The 18694-nt window shown below is 73.0% G+C and carries 14 protein-coding genes; 9 read left to right on the top strand and 5 right to left on the bottom strand.

Annotated elements, in window-relative coordinates:
* Positions 1 to 54 precede the first annotated feature (54 nt).
* The gene (locus AB0G74_RS19260) at positions 55 to 1269 is read right to left on the bottom strand and encodes an acetyl-CoA C-acetyltransferase (protein WP_361147716.1); all 1215 of its coding nucleotides are present in this window, start codon (positions 1267 to 1269) and stop codon (positions 55 to 57) included.
* Between the two features lie 147 nt (positions 1270 to 1416).
* On the opposite strand from AB0G74_RS19260, the gene mce reads away from it, so the two are divergent.
* The 7 genes from mce to AB0G74_RS19225 all read left to right on the top strand — a co-directional run bounded on the left by mce (position 1417) and on the right by AB0G74_RS19225 (position 11252).
* Positions 1417 to 1845, top strand: coding sequence for a methylmalonyl-CoA epimerase (gene mce / locus AB0G74_RS19255; protein WP_361147714.1), 429 nt, complete (start codon positions 1417 to 1419; stop codon positions 1843 to 1845).
* 168 nt (positions 1846 to 2013) lie between these two features.
* The gene (scy, locus tag AB0G74_RS19250) at positions 2014 to 5901 is read left to right on the top strand and encodes a polarized growth protein Scy (protein ID WP_361147711.1); all 3888 of its coding nucleotides are present in this window, start codon (positions 2014 to 2016) and stop codon (positions 5899 to 5901) included.
* Between the two features lie 192 nt (positions 5902 to 6093).
* Positions 6094 to 7032 carry a cellulose-binding protein gene (locus tag AB0G74_RS19245; protein WP_358827610.1) on the top strand — a complete coding sequence of 313 codons (939 nt, stop codon included), beginning with the start codon at positions 6094 to 6096 and terminating at the stop codon, positions 7030 to 7032.
* Positions 7033 to 7157: 125 nt separating this feature from the next.
* A complete protein-coding gene (locus tag AB0G74_RS19240; RefSeq protein ID WP_361147709.1) occupies positions 7158 to 8252 on the top strand; it encodes an ATP-binding cassette domain-containing protein in 1095 nt (364 codons plus the stop codon).
* 4 nt (positions 8253 to 8256) lie between these two features.
* Positions 8257 to 9036 (top strand): ABC transporter permease subunit, encoded by a 780-nt coding sequence (locus tag AB0G74_RS19235; protein WP_361147707.1) that lies wholly within the window; start codon positions 8257 to 8259, stop codon positions 9034 to 9036.
* A gap of 255 nt (positions 9037 to 9291) precedes the next feature.
* The gene (locus AB0G74_RS19230; protein ID WP_361147704.1) at positions 9292 to 10425 is read left to right on the top strand and encodes an ABC transporter ATP-binding protein; all 1134 of its coding nucleotides are present in this window, start codon (positions 9292 to 9294) and stop codon (positions 10423 to 10425) included.
* The gene (locus tag AB0G74_RS19225) at positions 10422 to 11252 is read left to right on the top strand and encodes an ABC transporter permease subunit (RefSeq protein ID WP_361147702.1); all 831 of its coding nucleotides are present in this window, start codon (positions 10422 to 10424) and stop codon (positions 11250 to 11252) included. The genes AB0G74_RS19230 and AB0G74_RS19225 overlap by 4 nt, the downstream gene beginning before the upstream one ends.
* A 33-nt stretch (positions 11253 to 11285) precedes the next feature.
* Here the strand turns inward: AB0G74_RS19225 and AB0G74_RS19220 are convergent, their stop codons facing one another.
* On the bottom strand, positions 11286 to 11615 hold the full coding sequence (locus AB0G74_RS19220; RefSeq protein WP_361147700.1) for an ATP/GTP-binding protein: 330 nt from the start codon (positions 11613 to 11615) through the stop codon (positions 11286 to 11288).
* A gap of 238 nt (positions 11616 to 11853) precedes the next feature.
* Here AB0G74_RS19220 and AB0G74_RS19215 point away from each other — a divergent pair, with 238 nt between their 5' ends.
* A complete protein-coding gene (locus AB0G74_RS19215) occupies positions 11854 to 12921 on the top strand; it encodes an LLM class flavin-dependent oxidoreductase (protein WP_361147698.1) in 1068 nt (355 codons plus the stop codon).
* Between the two features lie 324 nt (positions 12922 to 13245).
* On the opposite strand, the gene AB0G74_RS19210 is transcribed toward AB0G74_RS19215, so the two are convergent.
* Positions 13246 to 13638: an SCO5389 family protein gene (locus tag AB0G74_RS19210; RefSeq protein WP_361147695.1), complete on the bottom strand. Its 393-nt coding sequence runs from the start codon at positions 13636 to 13638 to the stop codon at positions 13246 to 13248.
* A 309-nt stretch (positions 13639 to 13947) separates the two neighbouring features.
* Here AB0G74_RS19210 and nucS point away from each other — a divergent pair, with 309 nt between their 5' ends.
* Complete coding sequence (gene nucS / locus AB0G74_RS19205; protein ID WP_361147693.1) at positions 13948 to 14610, top strand: endonuclease NucS; 663 nt, start codon at positions 13948 to 13950, stop codon at positions 14608 to 14610.
* Between the two features lie 340 nt (positions 14611 to 14950).
* Here the strand turns inward: nucS and AB0G74_RS19200 are convergent, their stop codons facing one another.
* Complete coding sequence (locus AB0G74_RS19200; protein WP_361147691.1) at positions 14951 to 17596, bottom strand: ATP-binding protein; 2646 nt, start codon at positions 17594 to 17596, stop codon at positions 14951 to 14953.
* Positions 17597 to 18212: 616 nt separating this feature from the next.
* Complete coding sequence (locus tag AB0G74_RS19195) at positions 18213 to 18536, bottom strand: STAS domain-containing protein (protein ID WP_361147689.1); 324 nt, start codon at positions 18534 to 18536, stop codon at positions 18213 to 18215.
* Positions 18537 to 18694 lie beyond the last annotated feature (158 nt).

The following is an 18694-nucleotide window of genomic DNA, read 5'->3' as shown; positions in this document are numbered from 1 at the left end:
CGGCATCCGCCGTCTCGACCACTGTCCCGTCGGGGGGGGACCCCCCGGGGCCCGCTACTGCGCGTCGCCGGGTGCCGGGACCCGGAGGATCAGCGCGTCGCCCTGGCCGCCGCCGCCGCAGAGGGCGGCCGCGCCCGTGCCGCCGCCGCGCCGGCGCAGCTCCAGCGCGAGGTGGAGCACGATCCGCGCGCCGGACATGCCGATGGGGTGGCCCAGGGCAATCGCGCCGCCGTTGACGTTCACCTTTTCCGGGGACACTCCGAGGTCCTTCATGGACTGGACGGCGACCGCCGCGAACGCCTCGTTGATCTCGATCAGGTCGAGGTCTTCGACGGCGATGCCTTCCTTGGCGGTGGCGTGGAGGATCGCGTTGGAGGGCTGGGAGTGGAGGGAGTTGTCGGGTCCGGCGACATTGCCGTGGGCGCCGATCTCGGCGATCCAGGTCAGGCCGAGTTCCTCGGCCTTGGCGCGGCTCATGACGACGACGGCCGCGGCTCCGTCGGAGATCTGGGAGGAGGTGCCCGCGGTGATGGTGCCGTCGGCGGCGAAGGCGGGCCGGAGCCGGGCCAGGTTCTCCGCGGTGGTCTCGGCCCGGATGCCCTCGTCGTCGGTGAGGACCACCGGGTCGCCCTTGCGCTGGGGGATTTCGACGGGGGTGATCTCGGCGTCGAAGAGGCCGTTCTTCCGGGCGGCGGCGGCCCGCTGGTGGGAGGCGGCGGCGAGGGCGTCCTGTTCGGCCCGGCCGATGCCGAGGCGGGCGTTGTGCTTCTCGGTCGATTCGCCCATGGCGATCTGTTCGAAGGAGTCGGTGAGGCCGTCGTGGGCCATGGCGTCGAGCATGCCGACGGCCCCGTATTTGAAGCCTTCGCGGGACTTCGGCAGCAGATGGGGGGCGTTGGTCATGGATTCCTGGCCGCCCGCGACGACGATGTCGAACTCGCCGGCCCGGATCAGCTGGTCGGCCAGGGCGATGGCGTCGAGTCCGGAGAGGCAGACCTTGTTGACGGTGAGTGCCGGGACGCCCATCGGGATGCCCGCCTTGACGGCGGCCTGGCGGGCCGGGATCTGTCCGGCGCCCGCTGTCAGCACCTGGCCCATGATCACGTACTGGACCTGTTCGGGGCCGATGCCCGCCCGGTCGAGGGCGGCCTTGATGGCGAATCCGCCGAGGTCGGCGCCGGAGAAGGACTTCAGAGAGCCGAGCAGCCGCCCCATGGGCGTGCGTGCGCCCGCGACGATCACCGTGGTGTTACCGGTCGTACCTGACATGGGCAACGATCCCTTCCGGCTCGGACGCCGAGGAGTGAACGAGGGTTTACTACAAATGTACTGAGCGGCCTGCCGGAAGGTCACGACGCGCTCCGTGTGACGGCGCGCACCTTGCGCAACCGGGGGCGGCCCGTTCCACTGGTTGCCATGCTGACGCGTATCGACCACATCGGGATCGCCTGCTTCGACCTCGACGCGACCGTCGAGTTCTACCGGTCCACGTACGGCTTCGAGGTCTTCCATTCGGAGGTCAACGAGGAGCAGGGGGTACGGGAGGCCATGCTGAAGATCAACGAGACTTCCGACGGGGGCGCCTCCTACCTCCAGCTGCTCCAGCCGACCAGGGATGACTCACCGGTCGGGAAGTGGCTGGCCAAGAACGGCGAGGGGGTCCATCACATCGCCTTCGGCACGGCCGATGTCGACGGGGACGCCGAGGCGATCCGGGGGAAGGGTGTCCGGGTGCTGTACGACGAGCCTCGGCGCGGTTCGATGGGGTCCCGGATCACTTTCCTGCACCCCAAGGACTGCCACGGCGTACTGACCGAACTCGTCACCTCCGCAACGGAGCACTGACCCGAAGGATTCCCGGCCCGGTAGAGTGGGCGGTTCCGGGCCGGGGCCGGGTCGGGGCCGCGACGCGTCCTCTCATATTGTTCTGTCACCATTCCCCGGGGGCCGTTCGCCGGGCGGGCGGTGTTTGTGCGGGAGAAGTTGCGACCAGGGGACGGATGGGACCGCGTAGTGCGGGGCTACGAACGCCAGGAGAGCCACCGAGCTGACGACGACGTCCTCTCTCGGTTCGAGGCCGATATGGACCGGCTGAAGACCGAGCGGGAGAAGGCCGTCCAGCACGCCGAGGACCTCGGCTACCAGGTCGAGGTATTGCGGGCCAAGCTCCACGAGGCACGCCGCGGGCTGGCGGCCCGTCCCGCGTACGACAATCCCGATCTCGGCTATCAGGCCGAGCAGATGCTGCGGAACGCGCAGGCCCAGGTCGACCAGATGCGGTCGGACGCCGAGCGCGAGCTGCGGGACGTCCGGGCGCAGGCGCAGCGGCTGCTCCAGGAGCACGCCGAGCAGCAGGCCCGGCTCCAGGCGGAGCTGCACGCGGAGGCCAATCAGCGGCGGCAGCGGCTCGATCAGGAGCTGGCGGAGCGCCGGCAGACGGTCGAGGCGCATGTCAACGAGAACGTGGCGTGGGCCGAGCAGCTGAGGGCTCGTACGGAGTCGCAGGCGCGCCGGTTGATGGACGAGTCCCGGGCCGCGTCCGAGCAGTCTTTGGCGCAGGCGCGCGCGGAGTCCAAGCGGCTGACGGACGAGGCCCGTTCGCGGCTGGGCGCGGAGGCGGAGGCGGCGCGTACGGAGGCGGAGGCGCTGCTGCACCGGGCCCGCCGGGACGCGGAGCGGATGCTGAACACGGCGTCGGCGCAGGCCCAGGAGGCCACCGGGCACGCGGAGCGGCTGCGTTCGTCGACGACGGCGGAGGCGGAGCAGGCGCGGCAGCAGGCGGCGGAGCTGAGCCGGGCGGCCGAGCAGCGGCTGGCGGAGGCCGACGAGCGGCTGCGGGAGTCGCGGGCTGAGTCGGAGCGGCTGGTCGCCGAGGCGAAGGACGCGGCGGCCCGGCAGGAGGCGGCCGCGGAGTCGCTGAGCGAGCAGCGGACCCGTACGGCGAAGGCGGAGGTCGCCCGGCTGGTGGCCGAGGCGACGACGGAGGCGGAGGCCGCGAAGGCCGAGGCCGAGCAGGTGCTGGCGGATGCCAGGTCGGAGTCGGAGAAGCGGCTGGCGGAAGCCTCGGAGAAGGCGCGGACGATCGCGGCCGAGGACGCCGCCGCGGCTGTCGCCAAGGCCGCCAGGGATGCCGAGGAGGTGCTCACGAAGGCGTCGGAGGATGCCCGGGAGACCACCCGTAAGGCGGCCGAGGAGGCCGAGCGGATCCGTCGTGAGGCGGAGTCGGAGGCGGACCGGCTGCGCGGTGACGCGGCGGAGCAGGCCGATGACATCAAGGGCGCGGCCAAGGACGACACGAAGGAGTACCGGGCTCGTACGGTCGAGCTGCAGGAGGAGGCCAGGCGGCTGCGCGGCGAGGCCGAGACGCTGCGGTCCGAGGCGGTCGCCGAGGGCGAGCGGATCCGTACGGAGGCCCGCCGGGAGGCGGTCCAGCAGATCGAGGAGGCGGCGTCCACCGCCGAGGAGCTGCTGACGAAGGCCCGGTCGGACGCGGACGAGCTGCGGGCGGGCGCGGGCAGCGAGAGCGAGCGGATCCGTACCGAGGCGATCGAGCGGGCGACGACCCTGCGCCGTCAGGCCGAGGAGACGCTGGAGCGGACCCGGGCGGAGTCCGAGCGGCTGCGAGTGGAGACCGAGGAGCAGACGGACGCCATGCGGGTGGCGGCCGAGCAGGCCGCCGACACGCTGCGCGACGAGGCCGAGCGGGCGGTGGCGGCCCGTCAGGAGGAGGCGGCGCGGGCGGTGGCCCGGCTGCAGTCCGAGGCGGAGGCCCGGCTCGGGGCCGCCGAGACGACGTTGTCGGAGGCGCGGACCGAGGGCGAGCGGCTGCGGCGCGAGGCCGCCGAGGAGGCCGACCGGCTGCGGTCGGAGACGGCGGAGCGGATCCGGACCCTCCAGGAGCAGGCCGACCACGAGGCGGACCGGCTGCGGACCGAGGCCGCGGCGGACGCGGCGACGGCCCGCGCGGAGGGGGAGAACATCGCGGTACGGCTGCGCGGGGACGCGGCGGCCGAGGCGGAGCGGCTGAAGACGGAGGCGCGGGAGACCGCGGACCGGCTGCGGACCGAGGCCGCGGCGGCGGCCGAGCGGGTGGGTGCCGAGGCGCAGGAGGCGCTGGCGGCTGCCCAGGAGGAGGCCGTACGGCGGCGCCGGGAGGCCGAGGACACCCTGGGCGCGGCCCGTTCCGAGGCCGACCGGGAGCGGGAGCGGGCCCGGGAGCAGAGCGAGGAGCTGTTGGCGTCGGCCCGTAAGCGGGTCGAGGAGGCGCAGTCCGAGGCGCAGGCGCTGACGGAGGACGCGGACCGGCGGGCGTCGGAGACGGTGGCGGCGGCCGAGCAGACCGCGAAGCAGGTCCGGGACGCGGTCGCCGGGCTGCACGAGCAGGCCGACGAGGAGATCGCGGGGCTGCGGTCGGCGGCCGAGCACGCGGCGGAGCGGACCCGTACCGAGGCGCAGGAGGAGGCCGACCGGCTGCGGTCCGACGCGCACGCGGCGGTGGAGCGCGCCACCGAGGACGCGGCCCGGCTGCGGGAGCGCGCCCAGGAGGAGACGGACGCGGCGAACGCGCTGGCGGAGCGGACGGTCACGGACGCGATCGCCGAGGCGGAGCGGCTGCGGGCGGATTCGGCGGAGTACGCCCAGCGGATGCGGACGGAGGCGTCCGACACGGTGGCGTCGGCCGAGCAGGACGCGGCCAGGACCCGGGCGGACGCCCGGGACGACGCCAACCGGATCCGTTCGGAGGCGGCGGCGCAGGCGGACCGGCTGGTCGGCGAGGCGGCGTCGGAGGGCGACCGGATCCGGGCCGAGGCGCAGACGGTGCTGGACGAGGCGCGGACGACGGCCGACAAGCGGCGGGCGGACGCGGCGGCGCAGGCCGACCAGTTGCTGTCGGAGGCCCGGGGCGACGCGGAGCGGCTGCGGGCCGAGGCGGCGGAGACCGTGGGTTCGGCGCAGCAGGCGGCGGAACGGATCCGGGCCGAGGCGCAGAAGACGAAGTCGGAGGCCGAGGCGGCGGCGGAGCGGCTGCGGGCCGAGGCGCGGAACGCGGCGGACCGGGCCGTGGACGAGGCCCGGGAGGCGGCGGCGAAGCGGCGCCGGGACGCGGCCGAGCAGGCGGACCAGTTGGTCAACCGGGCTCAGGAGGAGGCGCTGCGGGCGGCTCTGGAGTCGGAGAAGCAGGCCGACGCGATGGTCGGCGCGGCCCGCAAGGAGGCGGAGCGGCTGGTCTCGGAGGCGACCGTGGAGGGCAACTCCCTGGTGGAGCGGGCCCGGGCGGACGCGGACGAGCTGCTGGTCGGTGCGCGCCGGGACGCCACCGCCATAAGGGACCGGTCGGACGAGCTGCGGGTCCGGGCCGAGTCCGAGGTGGAGGAGTTGCACGAGCGGGCCCGCAGGGAGACGGCCGAGCAGATGAAGGTGGCCGGCGAGCGGGTGGACCATCTGGTGAAGGCGGCCACCGAGCAGCGGAACGAGTCGGCGCAGAAGGCGAAGGATCTGCTGGCGGAGGCGAACTCCGAGGCGAGCCGGGTCCGGATCGCGGCCGTGAAGAAGGCCGAGGGTCTGCTGAAGGAGGCCGAGGCGAAGAAGGCCGGGCTGGTCCGCGAGGGGGAGCAGATCAGGGCCGAGGCCGAGTCGGAGGCCCGCCGGATGGTCGGCGACGGCAAGCGGGATCTGGATGTGCTGGTACGCCGCCGGGAGGACATCCAGGCGGAGATCTCCCGGGTGCAGGACGTGCTGGAGGCGCTGGAATCGTTCGAGGCTCCGGGCGCGGCCGACGGCAAGGGCCCGAGACCCGGCGGCGGTTCGGCCGACGGCAAGGGCGGCGGCCCCCAAGGGGGCGTCAAGGCGGGCGCGTCGGCGGGAGTTAACCGTTCGGGCGGCAAGTCGACACGGTCCTAGGGCGTGTTGCGAAAGTCCGGCCCGGGCCGTGTCCGGTGGATCAGGAGAGTGCTCCGGGGTCCATCGGACACGCCCCAGGCACTCAAAAGACTGCATATTCTCCAGATCAAACCCGTATCCGCTCGATGACACACCGCTTCGGCCCCTAGGATTCCCCCTATCACCTCACCGGTCTCTTTCGACAGGAACCCCATGAGCGACACTTCCTCCCCCTTCGGCTTCGAGCTCGTGCGGCGTGGTTACGACCGCGGTCAGGTGGACGACCGCATTACCAAGCTCGTCGCCGATCGTGATAGCGCCCTGACCCGGATCACGTCTTTGGAAAAGCGCATCGAGGAACTGCACCTCGAGACGCAGAACGCCCAGGCGCAGGTCAGCGACGCCGAGCCGTCGTACGCCGGACTGGGCGCCCGGGTCGAGAAGATCCTCCGTCTCGCCGAGGAGGAGGCGAAGGACCTGCGCGAGGAGGCCCGTCGCGCCGCCGAGCAGCACCGGGAGCTGGCCGAGTCCGCCGCCCAGCAGGTGCGCAATGACGCGGAGGCGTTCGCCGTCGACCGCAAGGCGAAGGCGGAGGACGAGGGCGTCCGGATCGTCGAGAAGGCGAAGGGCGACGCCAGCCAGCTCCGTTCGGACGCGCAGAAGGACGCGCAGTCCAAGCGGGAGGAGGCGGACGCGCTCTTCGAGGAGACCCGCGCGAAGGCCGCCCAGGCCGCCGCGGACTTCGAGACGAACCTGGCCAAGCGCCGGGAGCAGTCCGAGCGTGATCTGGCGTCGCGTCAGGCGAAGGCGGAGAAGCGGCTGGCGGAGATCGAGCACCGGGCGGAGCAGCTGCGCCTGGAGGCGGAGAAGCTTCGTACGGACGCCGAGCGCAGGGCCCGTCAGACGGTGGAGACCGCGCAGCGTCAGGCCGAGGACATCGTGGCCGACGCCAACGCCAAGGCCGACCGGATCCGCAGCGAATCGGAGCGCGAGCTGGCGGCGCTCACCAACCGCCGCGACTCGATCAACGCCCAGCTGACCAATGTCCGCGAGATGCTGGCGACGCTGACGGGTGCCGCGGTGGCCGCGGCGGGCGCGCCCGCCGACGACGAGCCGATCTCCCGGGGCGTTCCGGCGCAGCAGTCCCGCTGACCCGGCGGTCTCTCCGGACCCACCCTTCGGGGCGGCACCGCCGTGACGGATCGTCCGGTCAAATGAGTGTCAAGCCCCCCGCCACCCGAGTGGCGGGGGGCTTCGCGCGCCTTTAGCGTGTCTGCATGATCGAGCTGGAGGGTCTCACCAAGCGCTTCGGGACGAAGGTCGCCGTCGACCGGCTGTCGTTCCGGGTCCGGCCGGGCATGATCACCGGTTTTCTGGGGCCGAACGGGGCGGGCAAGTCGACCACGATGCGGATGATGCTGGACCTCGACATCCCGACCGCGGGTTCGGTCCGGATCGACGGCCGCCACTACCGCGATCTGGCGGAGCCGCTGAAGTACATCGGCGCGCTGCTGGACGCCAAGGCGATGCACGGCGGGCGGAGCGCGTACAACAATCTGCTCTGTCTCGCCCAGTCGAACCGGATCCCGGAGTCCCGGGTCGCCGAGGTGCTGGATGTGGTCGGGCTGACTCCGGTGGCCCGAAAGAAATCGAAAGGATTTTCCCTCGGGATGGGGCAGCGGCTCGGTATCGCCTCGGCGCTGCTGGGCGATCCCGAGATCCTGATGTTCGACGAGCCCGTGAACGGACTCGACCCCGAGGGCATTCACTGGATCCGCAATCTGATGAAGGGGTTGGCGGCCGAGGGCCGGACGATCTTCGTCTCCTCGCATCTGATGAGTGAAATGGCCCTGACCGCCGACCATTTGATCGTGATCGGGCAGGGGAAACTGCTCGCGGACACCTCGATGGCGGAGTTCATCCGGCAGAACTCGCGGAGTTACGTACGGCTCCGCTCGCCGGAGCCGGAGCGGCTGCGGGACGTTCTGCACGGTGCCGGTTACCGGGCGCTGGAGTCGGCCGGGACGCTGGAGGTCGACGGCGCGACCACCGAGGCGCTGGGTGAGCTGGCCGCCGCGCACGGGGTGGCCCTGCACGAGCTGAGCCAGCAGCGGGCATCCCTTGAGGAAGCGTTTATGCAGATGACGGCGAGCGCGGTGGAGTACCACGCCCACGGCACCCCGTCCGGGCCGGGCTTCGGCCGGGCCCGGGAACAGGCGCAGGGCCAGGAACAGGAACGAGGCCAGGAACCCTCGCAGGGGCCGGGCCAGGCACGGGGACCGGGCCAGGGGCGGCCGGGGTGGGGCGCCGGGTGGTCCGCGCGTCCCGGCGGGACCGACGAGGGCGGCGACGGCCGCGGCAAGGGAGCCTGACGCGATGGCCTCGGTACCCGCGGTCCTCCGCTCGGAGTGGACCAAGATCCGTACGGTGTCGTCCACGGTCTGGACGCTCGCCTCGGCCTTCGTCGCCACGGTGGCGATCAGTGCCGCGCTCTGCGCCGTCTACAACGCCACCTTCGACGACATGCCCGACGCCCAGCGGCTGACCTTCGACCCGGTGCTGGCCGGGTTCTCCGGGATCGTGCTGGGCCAGCTGGCGATGGTGGTCTTCGGCGTCCTGGTGGTGGGCACCGAGTACAGCTCCGGCATGATCCGGACGTCGCTGGCCGCCGTGCCCCGGCGGGGTACGTTCCTCTTCGGCAAGATCGCGGTGGCCACGGCCCTGGCGCTGGCGGTCGGCCTGGTCACCAGTTTCGTCACCTTCTTCATCGGACAGGCCCTGCTCGGCGAGCACCGGACATCCCTGGGCGACGAGAACGTGCTGCGCGCGGTCTTCGGCGCCGGGCTCTACATGGGGCTGATCGCCCTCTTCTCGATGGCCGTGGCCGCGATGCTGCGCAGTTCGATGCTGTCGCTGGGCATTCTGATGCCGTTCTTCTTCCTGGTCTCCCAGATCCTCACCGCCGTCCCCAAGGCGAAGGACGTCGCGCGCTATTTCCCGGATCAGGCGGGTTCCAAGATCATGCAGGTGGTGCCGGGCGCAATGGGCAGCGACAAGGCGCCGTACGGCCCCTGGGAAGGGCTCGGGATCATGGTGCTGTGGATCGTCGCGGCCCTGATCGGCGCCTATCTGGTGATCAACAAGCGGGACGCCTGAGGATCCTCCGGGCGGGCGCGTCCGACGCTTCCGGCGGGGCGACGGAAAGTGTCTGGAAGATGACGCTCCGCAGGGGCGCGCGAGCCAGTCGCGCGCGCCGGGCAAAACCACCCGAACAGGGTGTACACGGGCAATGAACGACGCGTCACTCCTGCGGGGGAACCGCCGGTCGGCGGATATCCTCGTAAGCCTTACGGGGGGCACGCGGCGACGAAGCCGACGGCCCGGAACCTCTGACGCCGATGGGGCAGGAGCATGATCGAGGCAGTCGGCCTGACAAAGCGCTACGGCACCACGACGGCGGTGGAGAACCTCACCTTCCAGGTCAGGCCAGGCGCGGTAACCGGATTCCTCGGGCCCAACGGCGCCGGGAAGTCCACCACCATGAGGATGATCCTCGGCCTGGACAATCCCACCTCCGGGACGGTCACGGTCGGCGGCCGGCCGTTCCGCGCGGCGGTGAACGCGCCCCGCGAGGTCGGCGCGCTGCTGGACGCCAAGGCGGTGCACGGCGGGCGGACCGCCCGCAATCACCTGCTGTCCCTGGCCCAGCTGGCCGGGATCCCGGCCCGCCGGGTGGACGAGGTACTCGGCGTCGTCGGCCTCCAGGACGTGGCCCGGCGCCGCTCCAAGGGCTTCTCCCTCGGGATGGGCCAGCGGCTGGGCATCGCGGCGGCCCTGCTGGGCGACCCCCGGGTACTGCTCTTCGACGAGCCGGTGAACGGACTCGACCCCGAGGGCATCCTCTGGGTCCGCAATCTGATGAAGGCACTGGCCGCCGAGGGCCGTACCGTCTTCGTCTCCTCCCATCTGATGAGCGAGATGGCCCTCACCGCCGACCATCTCATCGTCATCGGCCGGGGCCGGCTGCTCGCCGATATGAGCGTCCGGGACTTCATCGCGGCCAACTCGGCGGGCTATGCCCGGGTCCGTACGCCGCAGGACGAGCCCGAGCGGCGCGAGAAGCTCTCCGGGGTGCTCGCCGAGGCCGGGGCCCGGGTGATGCCCGAGCCGGACGGCGCGCTGCGGGTGATGGGGCTGCCGCTGCCCCGGATCAGCGATCTGGCGCACGAGGCCGGCGTCCGGCTCTGGGAGCTGTCACCACACCAGGCGTCCCTGGAAGAGGCGTATATGCGGATGACGCAGGGGTCCGTGGACTTCCGCTCCAGCCAGGACGAGAAGTCCGGGCTGCGGGAGCAGCCGCCGTTCGGGGCGGCGCCGGAGGTCGCCCCGATGCCGGTGGGCGGCTGGTACGCCCCGCCCCGGCCGGAGGAGAATCCGTACGCCGCCCCGGTCGTACCGTCCGCCGCCCCCGGAGGCCCGGCTCCCCTGCCGCCCGCCCCGCCCGTGCCGCCCGCCCCGCCGACCACGCCCGAGGACGCCCGATGACCACGCCCCACCCGCAGCCGGGCGCCCCCGCCGTGTACACCTCGCCGATCCCGGTCCGGCCGGCCCGGCTCACCGACGCGATCACCTCCGAGTGGACCAAGATCCGCTCGCTGCGATCCACCATGTGGACGCTCGGGGCGATGGTCGGTCTGCTCTTCGGGGTCGGCACCCTGCTCGCCTGGATCGCCCACGAAACGACCGAGGAGAGCGATTTCGTCCGCGACGACATCCTGGCCCTCGGCTTCTTCGGCGCCGTCCTCGCCAGTATCTGCGTGATCACCCTCGGGGTGCTGACGATCACCTCCGAGTACGGCACCGGGCTGGTCCGGACCACGATGACGGCCTGTCCCTCCCGGGCCCGGATACTCACCGCCAAGGCGATCGTCTACTTCGCCCTGGTCTTCTCCGTCAGCACGGTGACTACCCTGCTCCTCGGCATGGTCCAGGTCGGCATCGCGGGCGGGGAGCCGAGCGGCGGGCAGTGGCTCCGCGCCACCCTGGGCGCCAGTCTCTATCTGGCCCTGCTCGGACTGCTGTCGCTGGCCGTGGGATCGCTGATCCGGCACTCCGCGGGCGCGATCACCATCATGCTGGGGTTCGTGCTGCTGCCGCTGGTGATGGCCCTCTTCATGGCCAGCTCCGAGGGGCTGCGGACGGTCAGCGAATGGCTGGTCCAGTACTCGATCCCGAGCCAGCTCGGGATCATCTACGAGGGCGAGATGATGTCGGGCGGTCCGAGCGCCCCGGCGGCCCTGGCGATCATCGCGGTACTCGCGGGCGCCACCCTGGGCGGCGCCTACGCCGCGCTGGAGGCCCGCGACGTCTGATCGGCCGCGACAGCCGCCGTACGCCCGCGGGCGTCAGTAGCGGGGCGCGTTACGGGACCGCCGTACCCGGCTGGTGCGGCGGTCCTTCGCGTTCCAGCACGCCTTGTGCCAGTGCCGCCGGTCGTCCACCCCGCCGTGCTCCGGCCAGGCCACCACATGCGGTACGGAGGACGGGATCTCCTGGTCGCACCCGGGACAGCGATACCGCTTGCCCTCGGCCGACGCCCCGGCCACATGGCGGACCGACCATTCCTCTCCCTGCCATGACTCGGTACTGCCGAAGCCGCCGTACCGGTCGCCGGGGTCACCGGCCGTCGCTGGGGACTTGTCGCCGCCCTTGGGGCGGTTGCGGCGGGGAGACACGCGGCACCTCACGGGGCGAGTAGGGACGTTTCCGGGGATTCCTGGCGGTTTCCCGCGCAGTCCAGCCTACGGGCCGACGCCCCGGGTAGCCGCACCCGGGAGGGTGACGGATCGGGCCGCCACACGGGCGGGTTGGCGGACTATCCGATAAATCTCGCCATCGCCCGTGCCTTTGGCACGTGTCAGACGTTAGTGCGGGCAGGGGGAGCGCCGGGTCGGCCGTGAGGAGGCAGAAGGCATGCGCGTGGGTACGTTCGTCCTGGCCGCCCAGTTCCCGGGCCAGGGGCGGGGGGAGGCCCTGCACCGGGCGGTGCGGACGGCCGAGATCGCCGAGGAGACCGGGCTCGACTCCGTCTGGCTGGCGGAACACCATTTCGTGCCGTACGGCGTCTGCCCGTCGGCCGTCACCCTGGCGGCGCTGCTGCTGGGCCGGACCCGCCGGATCGGCGTCGGGACGGCGGTCAGCGTGCTGCCGAACGCCCATCCGGTGGCGCTCGGCGAGCAGGCCGCGCTGCTCCACATCACCAGCGGCGGGCGGTTCTCCCTCGGAGTCGGCCGGGGCGGCCCCTGGATCGATCTGGAGGTCTTCGGCTCGGGCATCGGGGCGTACGAGTCGGGCTTCCCCGAGTCGCTCGATCTGCTGCTGCGCTGGCTCCGGGAGCCCGCGGTCGGCGCGGACGGCGAGCGCTACCGGTTCCGCGCGGTCGACGTCGTACCGCGCCCGGCGGATCTGCTGGAGAGCCCGCTGCTGCTGGAGGCCCCCGCCCGGCCCGGCGGCCCGGCCCCGCACCCCGAGGTCGTGGTCGCGTGTACCTCCCCCGGCGGGGTGCGGACCGCCGGGGAGCGGGGACTGCCGATGCTGCTCGGCATGCACTGCGACGACGAGGAGAAGGCGGAGATGGTCGCCCTCTGGCGGCGGCACGCCCTGGCGGCCGGCCACTCCCCCGACGACGTGGCCGCCGCCGGACATGTCTCGGCCGGGGTGGTCCAGCTCGACGACCGGGCCGGGGACGCCCGCGAGCGGCTGCTGAAGGCGATGCCGGGGTGGCTGCGCCTCGGGCTCGGCGCTCATCGGACCGTCGACGACAGGACGCGGGCGATGCGCGATCCGGTGGCGTACACCGAACTGCTGTGCTCGCTCCACCCGGTGGGACCGCCCCGGCTCGCGGCCGACCGGCTGGCGGCCACGGCGGAGCGTACCGGCATCACCCGGTTCGCCCTGCTCGCCGAGGGCTCCGGCGACCCGGCCGCCACCGAGGCGACGCTGCGCGGCCTGGCCGGTGAGGTACTGCCACTGCTGGTCTGAGCACCGGGCGCGGCCAGGTCGTTTCTTTCGGATCAGGCTGGGATAGGGAGCGGGGTCTGGTGCCGTGGATCGCAAGGCGGAGGAATGAGCCACTGCGGTGGGGGTACCGCCCGCGCCGTTAGGCGCAGGGGGCCATTGGCGATTGACGACAACGCGGCGAGGCGCGGTGCCAGGGCACGCGAGCCCCAGCAAAATCCGAAAGAGACGGCCTAGCCCCCCGTCCGGGAACGTCCCGGCGGGGGGCCTACGGAGCCGCCCTCTCCGCACGGCCGGACGCCCCGCATCTCCCGCGATGCGAGGCCGCTCCGTCACCGCGCACAGGTCTCAGCAGTCGCGTAGCTCCGGCGACTGGTTGAGCAGCTGTCCCCGGGGCGAGGTGAAGCGGGCGAGCCGCTCGTCCACCGACGGGTCCAGCGGGAACACCGCGACGCGGTGGCAGTTCTGGAACGCGAGACGTACTCCGAAGTGCCGCTGGAGCGCACCGCGAATGGCGTCACTCGCCAGCGCGCGCAGCAGTTGGCCACGTGCCTGCTCGTCCGGCGGAGGCGTCTGGTTGTCGGCGAACTCACCGCCGTCGACCTTCAGCTGGGCCACCAGGGAACTGATCATCTCCCATGCGAAGGGCAGGGAGGTCCGGACGCAGTCGACGAAGGCGGCTTCGTCGACCTCGCCTCGCTCGGCCTGTTCCAACAGAGCCGGTGAGACGTCGAGCGACATGGGTTCTCCTCTCGCGACCCCCCATCCCCAGGGGGCCTTACGGGCAGGGAAGAAGGCATCGAACGGCACCGAATACGCCGACATGGGCATGGCGCATGACGACGCAGAGTGCACGGCCGACGACCTCCCGCATCCACGGTAAGTGCGCCGTCCCGCCCGCACCAGAAGATTGGGCATACAACCAGCCAGAAACGAACGGGGACAAGTGGGACGACCCGAAGGCGCTCAGCCAAGCTCAGTACCGGGTGCGGACGGAGGAGCGCAGGCGGAATCGCGCGCCGCCGTGTGCGTCGAGTAGCGTTGCCGACCATGCGCCTCGTCATCGCTCGCTGCTCCGTGGACTACGTGGGCAGGCTCACCGCCCACCTCCCCTCCGCTCCCCGTCTGATCCTCGTGAAGGCCGACGGCAGCGTCTCCGTCCACGCGGACGACCGGGCGTACAAACCGCTGAACTGGATGTCCCCGCCCTGCACCCTCAAGGAGGGCGACGGCACCGTCTGGACGGTCATCAACAAGGCGGGCGAAAAGCTGATCATCACCATGGAGGAAGTTCTCCACGACTCCTCCCACGAGCTGGGAGTCGACCCCGGTCTGATCAAGGACGGTGTCGAGGCCCACCTCCAGGAACTCCTCGCCGACCGGATCGAGACACTGGGCGAGGGCTACAGCCTGATCCGCCGCGAGTACCCGACGGCCATCGGCCCGGTCGACATCCTCTGCCGGGACGGCGCCGGCGCGACGGTCGCGGTCGAGATCAAGCGGCGCGGCGAGATCGACGGCGTCGAGCAGCTGACCCGCTATCTGGAGCTGCTGAACCGCGACCCGCATCTCTCGCCGGTCCGCGGCGTGTTCGCGGCCCAGGAGATCAAGCCCCAGGCCCGGGTCCTGGCGACGGACCGCGGCATCGGCTGCGTGGTCCTGGACTACAACGCGCTCCGCGGCATCGAGGACGACAAGCTCCGCCTCTTCTGATTCTCCGGGGGGACCTCCAGCGCCCCCGAGTTCTCCGTCTTGAGGCCCCTCTGAGAAGGGGCCCGACTCTCACGAGGGCTGCGAGGAAGGCAACCAGGGGCGCGGGGAACTGCGCGACCAGCCACCGACCGGGCGCGGCCCGGTACGTACGGTCGTCCGCAGACGCGACCGCCCCTGGAGCCCGGGGCGGCAGCTCGCCGTAGACCTTCTGTTCGGAGTTCCGCCCGCGCGCCGTCGTGGGTTGCTCGCGCAGTTCCCCGCGCCCCTGGTTGCCCCTCTTGACGCCCTCGCAGAGAGACGGGCCGCCTCTCAAGGGCGATAAGGGGGAGAGCGCGAGGGACTACGGCGAATCGCTGGCACCCGGCTGCGGCTGGGGGGCCGGGGCGGAGGACGTGGACGTGCCGGAGGCGACCGGCGCCGACTCCGCCTGCGGCGGCGACTGCGAGACCGTCGGCGGCTTGGACGACGCGGGCGCCGAGGGGGACGGCGGCTTCGAGGACGCGGGCGCCGACGACGACGGCGGCCGGCTCGTCGGCGCGGTCGAGCCCGGTCGCGACGGCCGGGACGGCGTCGAACGGGTCGGCCCGGGTTCCTGCGGGGCCGTGGACCGGGTGGGCCGCGGGGACTCCGGGGCCTGCCGCGAGGCCGAAGGCTCCGTCGGCACCCGGGACGCGGACCGGGTCGGGTCGACGGTGCCGGGCGGGTCCTCCGGCGCGGCGTCCGTCGTCTGCGGCGGCTCCTCCCGCGTCCCGTCCTCGGTGGCGGACTCGCCGGTCCCCACCCGGGTCGTGGGCGCCTTGTCGTCGGAGGCGGGGGCGATGGTGAGGAAGGTGCCGAGGGCGGCGACGATGACCGCGCCCGCGCCCGCCGCGACCAGGTTGCGCCGGGCGCCGAGCAGTACTCCGAGGCGGCGTCCCGGCCGCCGTCCGCCGGGTTTCCCGGGCCGTTCGTCGCCGAATCCGGGTGTCTGTGCCATATCGATGACCGGCTGGGGCACGGTCAGCGGTTCGGAGATCGCCGCCCCGCCGCCGATCGACAGCGGCGGCCGGGACGGCACGGCGAGCGGCGGATGGTCGTCGGACCGTACCTCCGGCCAGGCTTCCAGGGGCGCGGGCGGCTCGTCGGGCACCGGGTCGGCGAGCGGCGGCGGGACCGCCGCCGGTACGGGGACCGGGACGAGTTGGGGTTTGGCCGGGCCGCCCGGGCCGATGGCCCGGGGCTCCGGCGCCGCGGTGAGCGCGGCGGGCCCGGCGGCCCGGGTCTCCCGGTCGGTGACCAGGGCGAGGGCCCGGCGGCCCGCGACGGTGCCGTTCTTGTCGGCGAGCGCGCCGCGCAGGGCGATGGACGCCTCCAGTTCGGCCCGGGCCCGGCCGAGGCGTTCGGTGCAGAGGGCGAGTACGCCGAGTTCGTGGTGGAAGTACGCCTCCTCGGCGACCTCCCCCGCTATTCGGGCCGCTTCGGAGCCCATCCGCAGCGCGCTCTCCCAGGCCGTCCACTGGAGTCCGGCGGCGAAGACGGGGGCGGCGGCGCGGGCGAGCCGTACGGCCGTACTGATGTGTCCGGGTACCCGGTCCGTCAGCAGCGCCGACAGGGTGGCGAGTACGGCGTCGGTCTCGACGGCGACGCGTTCGGCGCTGACCGAGGGGTGCGCGGTCCACCAGGCGTAGTGCCCGGCGGCGGTGTGGGCGCGGGCGCCCGCCCGGACGGGGTCGGTGCCGTCGGCCCCGTACCCCTTCTCCTTGAGCTGGTCGAGCGCGCCGGGCGCGAGCCGGTAGCGGGATCCGGCGGGCGACAGCAGTCCGCAGCCGGTGAGTTCGCCGAGGGCCGTATCGGCGTGGGTGTCGCCGATGAGGGCGGGCAGGTGTGCCTGGTGCGGCACCTCGCCGCCGAGGGCGACGGCGAAGCGCAGGGTCTCCCGGGCCGATTCGCTGAGCCGGGAGGCGAGCAGCGCGGCGGGCGCCGCGCCCTGGCCGAGCGTCGGCAGCCGTACGGAACGGTTCGCGGGCGCCTCGAACGGCGAGGCGTCCTCGGCGGCGTCGTCGTCCGGGTCTCCGGCGGCGCCCGCACCGGTCCCGGTGTCGGCGCGCAGGGCGTCGTACTGCCGCAGCAGGGCACCGGCCTGGACGAAGCGGAGCGGCAGCCCCTCGGACTCGAACCAGAGGTCGCCCGCCCAGTTCCGTTCGTCCTCGGTCAGTTCACGGCCGACGAGTCCGGTGAGCAGTCGGAGCGCCCCGGCGCGGCTGAGTCCTTCGAGTTCGATGTGGTCGGCGAGGGGGCCTCGGGTGTCGTCCGCGGACGGGTCGTCGGCGGGCCGGGCGGCGACCAGGAAGGCGCACTCGGGCGCGGAGTCCAGCAGGTCGTCCAGGGCCGGGCCGCCGGTCTCCAGGTCGTCGAGGACGACGACGGCGCCGATCCCGGCGACATGGGTGAGGAGTTCGGCGCGGTCGGGCCGGTAGCGGTCGGTGCGGTACACGGTGGTGTAGAGCGCGTACAGCAGGTCGGTCGCGGTACGGCCCGCCCCGTTGAGCCGGATCACGCCGTCGGGGGCGAGCCCGGCGCAGTCCTGGGCGACGAGGTCGAGCAGGGCGGTACGGCCGGAGCCGGGCGGGCCGGTGAGGCGTACGGAACGGCCCCGGCGCAGCAGCCCCGTCAGTCGTTCGCGGATCTCGTCGCGTTCGACGAGGGCGACGGGCGGGGCGGCGGGCCCGGCGGGCACGGGCGGCTGACCGGCCCGGTCGTGGGCGGCGCGTTCGGCGTCGGTACGGCGCCGGGGCGGCTCGGGCCAGTCCTGGTCGCCGGGCGCGCCGCCGGGCGGGCGGAGCGCGATCTCGCTGCCGTCGACGGGGTTGACGGAGAGCAGATGGTCGCCCGCGAGCACGGGGACGATCCGCGCGGTTCCGGCGGCGGGGTGGGCGAAGCCCTCCACCGCGGGGTCGCGCGGGGCACGCGGCATGCCACTGCTCTCGCCGGAGCTGGCCCTCTTCATCGTCTCCCTCGGCTTCATCGGCTCCATTGGTTTCCGGCCCCCCGGAGATGTCGTCAGGTGTCGTCACGCGGTTGAGCGCCGCGGCGATCCGTTGCACGGGGCGCGGCGGCGGGCAGGGGGCGGCGGCGGAACCGAACCCTGGACGCTGGCAGCGTATCCCCCCACACCAGGGGTACCGCGCGGTCGGTCACATCACGATCCCATGAGAACTCCCCGCGCCACCCTTCCACGCCTCTCCCGGGCCGCGCGCCCGGCTGCCTGATGTTGTTCGCGGTCTGCGGACCGTGAGTGGCTTGTCTCGCAGTTCCCCGAGCCCCTGAGTTGCCCTCCTGACCACCCTCGTAGAGAGGCGGGCTCCCCATCTCAGGGGCGGTCCCGGGGAGGCATTCAGGGGGGCGGAACTGCGCGACAAGCCACGACGGCGGGGCAGACCGCCGACAAGGTTCAGGCGCTGGGCGTGACCCGGGTAGTGGGTCGGTGCCCGGGGTGGCCAAGGCGCTGGGGGTTCCCTCATCGCCGAAGGCACAGGGGGCGGAACCGCGCGAACAGCCGCCTGCGGGCCGCGGACCGCGAACAACGGCCGGCCGCCCTTGGAAATTGGAAACGCGAGGCGGTGTCAGACGCGTGGCAGCGACTCCGCCGCCAGGCCGCCCTCGATCGCGAGGATGCGGTGGAGGCGGGTGGCGACCAGCAGGCGCTGCATCTGCGGGGGTACCCCGCGCAGTACGAGCCGTCGTCCGCAGCGCCCGGCACGGCGGTGGGCGCCCATGATGACCCCGAGCCCGGTGGCGTCCCAGGAGTCGAGGCCGGTGAGGTCGAGCACCAGGTCCCCGTCCCCGTCGTCGACGGCCGAGTGCAGGACCGTACGGGCGTCCGCCGCGCTGCGGACGTCGAGGCGGCCCCCGACGACCAGCTCGGTGTGGTCGCCCCTGATGTGCATACGCTCTCCCCGAGATGTGCTTCGACCGCCGTGCGGCGGGAGCCGTACGGCGCCGCGCGGGCGCCGTCCCGGCGCGCCGCGGCCGTCTTTACTGTCGTCCGTCGCCGTGCGGACCGTTCGCATCGCCGGTCCCGTCGGCCCCGCGGGTCCGTTCGGCC

The organism is Streptomyces sp. NPDC020875 (assembly GCF_040641415.1).
Classification (GTDB): Bacteria; Actinomycetota; Actinomycetes; order Streptomycetales; family Streptomycetaceae; genus Streptomyces.
Note: the sequence above shows the minus strand (reverse complement) of the source record. Positions and strands in the feature narration are given on the sequence as shown.

Bases quoted from the DNA above. Each gene is read 5' to 3' on its own strand.
- AB0G74_RS19260 (WP_361147716.1), bottom strand. From the start codon at position 1,269: ATGTCAGGTACGACCGGTAACACCACGGTGATCGTCGCGGGCGCACGC.
- mce (WP_361147714.1), top strand. From the start codon at position 1,417: ATGCTGACGCGTATCGACCACATCGGGATCGCCTGCTTCGACCTCGAC.
- AB0G74_RS19245 (WP_358827610.1), top strand. From the start codon at position 6,094: ATGAGCGACACTTCCTCCCCCTTCGGCTTCGAGCTCGTGCGGCGTGGT.
- AB0G74_RS19240 (WP_361147709.1), top strand. From the start codon at position 7,158: ATGATCGAGCTGGAGGGTCTCACCAAGCGCTTCGGGACGAAGGTCGCC.
- AB0G74_RS19235 (WP_361147707.1), top strand. From the start codon at position 8,257: ATGGCCTCGGTACCCGCGGTCCTCCGCTCGGAGTGGACCAAGATCCGT.
- AB0G74_RS19230 (WP_361147704.1), top strand. From the start codon at position 9,292: ATGATCGAGGCAGTCGGCCTGACAAAGCGCTACGGCACCACGACGGCG.
- AB0G74_RS19225 (WP_361147702.1), top strand. From the start codon at position 10,422: ATGACCACGCCCCACCCGCAGCCGGGCGCCCCCGCCGTGTACACCTCG.
- AB0G74_RS19215 (WP_361147698.1), top strand. From the start codon at position 11,854: ATGCGCGTGGGTACGTTCGTCCTGGCCGCCCAGTTCCCGGGCCAGGGG.
- AB0G74_RS19210 (WP_361147695.1), bottom strand. From the start codon at position 13,638: ATGTCGCTCGACGTCTCACCGGCTCTGTTGGAACAGGCCGAGCGAGGC.
- nucS (WP_361147693.1), top strand. From the start codon at position 13,948: ATGCGCCTCGTCATCGCTCGCTGCTCCGTGGACTACGTGGGCAGGCTC.
- AB0G74_RS19200 (WP_361147691.1), bottom strand. From the start codon at position 17,596: ATGAAGAGGGCCAGCTCCGGCGAGAGCAGTGGCATGCCGCGTGCCCCG.
- AB0G74_RS19195 (WP_361147689.1), bottom strand. From the start codon at position 18,536: ATGCACATCAGGGGCGACCACACCGAGCTGGTCGTCGGGGGCCGCCTC.